The organism is Saccharomonospora iraqiensis subsp. iraqiensis (genome assembly GCF_000430445.1).
Taxonomy (GTDB): Bacteria; Actinomycetota; Actinomycetes; order Mycobacteriales; family Pseudonocardiaceae; genus Saccharomonospora; species Saccharomonospora iraqiensis.
In genome coordinates this window covers 35,380-40,481 of record NZ_KE387090.1, presented here as the reverse complement: position 1 = coordinate 40,481, position 5,102 = coordinate 35,380, and the positions used below count along the sequence as shown (strand labels likewise).

Below are 5,102 nucleotides of genomic sequence, written 5' to 3'. Positions count from 1 at the left end.
GGCCCGCGGCCACCACGCGGCTGCACACCCACGTCGCCGACCTGTCCGTCGAGGACGCGGTCGTGGCCGCCTGCGCCGCGGCGGTGCGGACCCTGGGCCGGGTGGACGTGGTCGCCAACGTCGCAGGCACCCTGCGCACCACCCCGATCGCGTCGGCCGACACCGACGACTACCGGGCGTTGTTCGCGGTGAACGTGCTCGCCCCCACGGTGGTGTGCCGCGAGCTCCTGCCGCACGTGCCGGATTCCACCGGGGTGATCGTCAACGTCGCCTCCACCGCGGCGACGAAGGCACACCCGGGGATGACCGGCTACGCCGCCTCGAAGGGGGCGCTGCTGTCGCTGTCGGTGTCGCTGGCGGCGGAGCTGGCCCCGCGCCGCATCCGGGTGGTACCGGTCTCCCCGGGTGGGGTGGCGACCCCGTTGACGGCGGACCGGGACACCTACGCCGGTATCGACACGCGCTGGTACCGGCGCACCTTCCCGCTGTGGGGCGAGCCGGGGGAGCCGGAACAGATCGCCGCCGCGATCGCCTTCGCGGGCTCGGACGACGGCGGCTACCTCAACGGCGTGGAACTCCGCGTCGACGGCGGTTCGCACAGCTGAGGCGGTTCGCCGGCGGAGACGGTTCGCACAGCGGAGACCGGCCTCCCCGCCGACGGTGCGGGAAGGCCGGTCCCGGCCGTGTCGGGTGGTGTTCCGGGAGGGTTGGGTCCCGAGGGTCCGTGTCCCGAAGCCCGTGTCGCGGACGGGGCGTCGCGACACGGGACCGGTTCAGGAGGCCGGGTCGAGCAGGCGGCGCATCGCCTCGTGGGCACCGAGAACCACGTCGGCCCGGGGGAAACCGTTGCGCTTCTCCACCGCGCGCTGATTGCCACCCGCGATCCACACCGGGCCGTCCGCGAGGTGCTCCAGGCCCTCGCGGGCCACGTCCTCGGGGCGGGCGACGTTCAGCCCGGGCAGGTCCAGGTTCAACCCGCCGCGGCGCATCGCCGGGGTGTCGGTGACGCCGAGCACGAGTTCGAGGACGTGCACCCCGTGCTCGCGCAGTTCCAGCCACAGGCCCTCGGCGAACACCCGGCCGAACGCCTTGGCGGCCGAGTACACGCTGACCTCGGCGTGCCCGAGGTAGCCCGCCATCGAGCCGACCAGCAGGATGCCGCCACGACCACGCTCGGCGAGACGCTGCCCGAAATGCCGGGTCAGCGCCAGCTGGGCGGTGATGTTCAGGTCGACGACCTCGCGCATCCGGTCCAGGTCGCCGGTGACGAACTCGTGGCCGTAGCTGTTGGCGCCCGCGTTGTACACCAGCAGACCGACGTCGAGGTCGTCGGTGGCGGTCCGGATCTCGTCCGGTGCCGCCGGGTCGGTGAGGTCCAGCGCCAGGGTGCGGACCTCGACCCCCTTGGCCCGCACCGCCGCGGCGGTCTCCGCCAGGGGCCCGGGTTTGCGCGCGATCAGCACGCTGTTGATCCCCGCGTCGGCGAGCTGGTGGGCGAAGGCCGCCCCCACGCCCTCCGAGCCGCCGGCGATGACGGCCCACGGGCCGTACTGCTCCCGCATCGTGTCCTGCTTTCGTCTCGTGGATCCGATCGATTCCCGGCGCGCGGGACCGGCGCCCTGTCTCCCCGCGCCTCCGCACGTCCGAGCCGGCTCCGACCCGCCCGGCGCGGTCTCAGCCCGCGGAGGCCCCGTCCATCTCGGCCCCGCCCACCTCGATCGCGCCGGTCGCGGCCGCACGGTCGATCGAGTCGCGCAGCGCGTGGCAGGTCGCGAACCGGGCGGTGGGTTCCGTACCGTTCCCGGTCCCGGCGCAGGCGCGGCGCTCGGCGCACTCGGCCCTCGCCGTGGCGTTCCACTGGATGCTGGTCTGTTCCCAGCTCGCCTTGCGCGCGTGCACCGTGGTGCCGCACTCGCGGCACCGGACGGGGGTCATCGGCACGTCGGCGAGCCGGTTGTCCTCGCGAATCATCAGGTGGTCTGCTTCTCCTGCTCGCGGTGTGCGAGGTTGTCGGCGACTTCCTGCTTCCAGGCCTCGACCGGCCGGGTGGTGTCCAGCTCGAACTCGAACCGCTCCACCATCTCCGGCTCGATGTCCGCGACGTCGACGTAGAACTGCTGGTACCAGCGCCGCAGCTGGTAGACCGGCCCGTCCTCCTCGCACAGCAGCGGATTGTCGATCTTGGCCTTGTTCTTCCAGATCTCGACGTCCTGTTCGAACCCCTGGGCGATGAAGCCGGCCATCTTGTTCGCCACCGCGTCCGCGGCCTCGCCGAGGTTGTCCCGCTTGACGATGATGCCGTACTGCAGCACGAACGAGTTCTCGGTGATCGGGTAGTGGCAGTTGATCAGAACCGAGTCGATGTTCATCTGGTCGTAGTGGTAGGTCAGCTCGTCGATCATGAACGACGGGCCGTAGTACGACGCCACCGACGAGTTGCCCACCAGCGCCGGTTTCGAGCCGTCCCGGCTCGGCGGCTGCACGTCCTCGCGGGCGGTGCCGTTCATGTACTGGGTCGCGACGTGGCCCTCGAAGACGTTCTTGAAGTAGGTCGGGAACGAGTAGTGCACGTAGAAGAAGTGCGCCATGTCCACGACGTTGTCGACGATCTCGCGGCAGTTCGTGTCCACCACGATCTCGTGCCACACCCAGTCGGTCCACTCGTCGCTGGTGGCACCCTCGATCCGGGGAATGGTGACCTCGTCCGGAGGCGGGTTGCCCTCCGGGTCGTTCCACACGAACAGCAGCCCGTCCTGCTCCATCGTCCGCCACGCGGAGGTCCGGGCCCGCAGCGGAACCCGGCGGGAGTAGGGGATCTTCTTGCAGCGGCCGTCACCGCCCCAGCGCCAGTCGTGGAACGGGCAGGCGATCTCGTCCCCCTTGACGGTGCCGCGGGAGAGGTCGCCGCCCATGTGCCGGCAGTAGGCGTCGAGCACGTTCAACCGGTCGTCGCTCTCGCTGCGGAACACGACCAGCTTCCGGCCGAACGCGGTGATGGTGTGCGGCTCGCCGTCCCGGAACCACTCGGCGAGGCCGAGGCAGTGCCACCCCCGCGCGAACCGCGTCGGTGCGGCCTCGGCCTCGATGGTGCGAACGTCGTCGCTCGCCGACTCGACTGTGGTCACTTGGATCCCATTCCTTCACCGACGGAAGTCCTGCGATCGTGAAGGTAGGTCGCCGGATGCGGCGGGGGGCGGAGGAGTCCCACTGTTCGGGATGTCCGGCTCCGATCCTCCCGGGCGGACGCGCAGGATCGGCGCGTGCCCGACTCCTCCCGGATTCCCGCGACGACCCCGGCGACGGCCGGGGACGTGCAGGCGGCGGTGCGCGCACTGCTGCCGGAGCTCGCCGAACGCGCGCCGACCTGTGACGAGCGGGGCTCACTCGGCGCGGAGACCATGGACGCACTCGTCGCGACCGGCGTGTTCCGGCTGTTGCAGCCGGCCCGGTACGGCGGGCTGGAGGCCGACCCGCGGTACTTCGCCGACGCCGTCCGCGAGATCGCCGGCGCCTGCGTGTCGACCGGCTGGGTGACGGCCGTACTCGGGGTGCACCCGTGGCAGCTCGGCCTCTTCGACGACCGTGCCCAGCACGAGGTGTGGGGCGACGGTCCCGACGTGCTGATCTGTTCGTCCTACGCCCCGGTGGGCACGCTCACGCCCGTGGACGGTGGGTACCGGCTCAGCGGCCGGTGGCGGTTCGCCTCCGGCTGCGGGTACGCCTCCTGGGCGGTGCTGGGCGCGATGGCGGTGGACGGCACGGGCAGGCCGGTCGACTTCCTGTCCCTGCTGGTCCCGCACACCGACTACACGATCGTGCCGGTGTGGGACGTGGTCGGTCTGCGCGGCACGGCCAGTGACGACCTCGTGGTCGAGGACGTGTTCGTGCCCGCCCACCGGGTGATCCGCAACTACGAGCAGGCCCAGCTGCGCGGGCCGGGACAGCGGGTGAATCCCGGGCCGCTGTACCGGATGCCGTTCGCCACGGTGTTCACCACCGCGGTGACCAGCCCGCTGGTCGGCGGGGCGGCGGGGTGTTACGAGCACTACCTCACCACCATGCGGGACCGGGTACGCCGCAGCCTCGGTGGAGGCCGGTTCGCCGAGGATGGCTTCGTGCAGGCCGCCGTCGCCCGTGCCGCCAGCGAGCTCGACGCGGCCGCACTCCAGCTCGACCGCAACCTCGGCGAGGTGTACGCGCACGCCCGCGACGACGAACCGATCCCGCTGCGCACCCGGCTGCGGGTCCGGCGGGACCAGGTCCGCGCGGCCGAACGCGCCGTCGAGGCGATCGACCTGCTGTTCAAAACCGCGGGCGGCAGCTCGCTCGGGCGGGGCAACCGGGTGGAACGCACCTGGCGCGACGTCCACGCGGGCAGCGTCCACGTCGCCAACGACGTCGAACGCGGCCTGGCCCTGTTCGGCCGCGGCGAATTCGGCCTCCCCGTCGAGGACAACCTCGTCTGACCCCTCGCGTCACCGCGGTGTCACCGTGAAGGGCACTTTTCCTGCGCCCGGTGCCGTGCGGGGCACATTCCCTGCGCCACACGCAGCGAATGTGCCCCGCACGCGACACCCGGGGCGGCGGAAGCGTCAGCAGTGGGTGTCGGGGCGGTCGCCGGCGCGGACGGTGTCGACGAAGCGGCGGACGTCGGGGAGGGAGTCGGCCACCGTCTCCCGGTGGTCGCTGCCCTCGTACACCGCGTAGTCGATCATCGGGTAGCGCCCGCACAGCGTGTCCACCAGCCGGTCGGTGGCCGGTTTCGGGGCGAGTGCGTCCGCGGTGCCCTGCACGACCAGGGTCGGCACCCGGGGAGTGACGGTGGCCGGTTCCTGGGTGGCGAAGTACCGGGTCACCGGGCTCAGGTCCGCGTCCGGCCGGAAGAGCGCGGTCGGGTCCACCTCGGCCGCGCTCTCCCGGACGGTGTCCATGCAGCCGGTGCGGGCCGCGGTCATCAGCGGCGCCGCCTCGTCGGTCAGCAGCGCGTCCGGGTCGACGCGGTCGTCGGCGGCCGCGGCGCCGTGCAGCAGGATCGGCAGGAACGGCAGCGCGGCGGCCACGGCCTCCTCGTCCGGATGGTCCCGGTAGAAGGTGACCGTCCC

Annotated in this window: 6 protein-coding genes; 2 read left to right on the top strand and 4 right to left on the bottom strand. The window is 72.1% G+C overall.

All coding sequences use genetic code 11. The annotated features are described in order from the left end of the window. The coding region (locus ACTIR_RS23065) for an SDR family NAD(P)-dependent oxidoreductase (protein WP_052583858.1) at positions 1-605 on the top strand (605 nt) is incomplete at its 5' end. 168 nt (positions 606-773) lie between these two features. Here ACTIR_RS23065 and ACTIR_RS0112420 read toward each other — a convergent pair. From ACTIR_RS0112420 to ACTIR_RS0112410, 3 genes are all read right to left on the bottom strand, one after another. Continuing rightward, positions 774-1,562: an SDR family NAD(P)-dependent oxidoreductase gene (locus ACTIR_RS0112420; RefSeq protein WP_026454533.1), complete on the bottom strand. Its 789-nt coding sequence runs from the start codon at positions 1,560-1,562 to the stop codon at positions 774-776. Between the two features lie 112 nt (positions 1,563-1,674). Next, positions 1,675-1,971, bottom strand: a complete 297-nt coding sequence (locus ACTIR_RS23060) for a hypothetical protein (protein ID WP_034239706.1) — start codon at positions 1,969-1,971, stop codon at positions 1,675-1,677. Beyond that, on the bottom strand, positions 1,971-3,125 hold the full coding sequence (locus ACTIR_RS0112410; protein WP_026454532.1) for a Rieske 2Fe-2S domain-containing protein: 1,155 nt from the start codon (positions 3,123-3,125) through the stop codon (positions 1,971-1,973). The genes ACTIR_RS23060 and ACTIR_RS0112410 overlap by 1 nt, the downstream gene beginning before the upstream one ends. Before the next feature lie 135 nt (positions 3,126-3,260). Between ACTIR_RS0112410 and hsaA the strand changes: the two genes are divergently transcribed. Further along, a complete protein-coding gene (gene hsaA / locus ACTIR_RS0112405) occupies positions 3,261-4,466 on the top strand; it encodes a 3-hydroxy-9,10-secoandrosta-1,3,5(10)-triene-9,17-dione monooxygenase oxygenase subunit (RefSeq protein ID WP_084789471.1) in 1,206 nt (401 codons plus the stop codon). A 126-nt stretch (positions 4,467-4,592) separates the two neighbouring features. Here hsaA and ACTIR_RS0112400 read toward each other — a convergent pair. Then, positions 4,593-5,102, bottom strand: a 510-nt coding sequence (locus ACTIR_RS0112400; RefSeq protein ID WP_026454530.1) for an alpha/beta fold hydrolase, incomplete at its 5' end; no start/stop codon positions are given.